This is a genomic window from Rhizobium ecuadorense (assembly GCF_001187535.1).
Lineage (GTDB): Bacteria > Pseudomonadota > Alphaproteobacteria > Rhizobiales > Rhizobiaceae > Rhizobium > Rhizobium ecuadorense.
This window is the reverse complement of sequence record NZ_LFIO01001778.1, coordinates 1-209: the sequence shown is the minus strand read 5'-3', so window position 1 is coordinate 209 and position 209 is coordinate 1. Positions and strand designations below refer to the sequence as shown.

Here is a 209-nt window from a genome sequence, read left to right as displayed (position 1 = left end):
GATCTGGGTCGGCCGATCACTCGCAGTGCTCCGGCGCCTTGAGCGTCTTCGCCATCCTATCGACGACCGGACCGTACCGCTTCTGCTGCGTGGCCGGATATTCGAGCGTGAAGTTGCCCACGGCGTGGTCGCACAGCGCGATCTGCCGCATGTAGATGATGCGGTCGCCCTTCGTGCCGGAAAAGCTCGCCCACGACGCTCCGCGTTTC

At 64.6% G+C, this 209-nt stretch carries 1 pseudogene; it reads right to left on the bottom strand.

The annotated features are described in order from the left end of the window. Nucleotides 1–16 precede the first annotated feature (16 nt). Nucleotides 17–209 (bottom strand): annotated as a pseudogene (locus AF337_RS35345) (hypothetical protein); the annotation flags it as partial.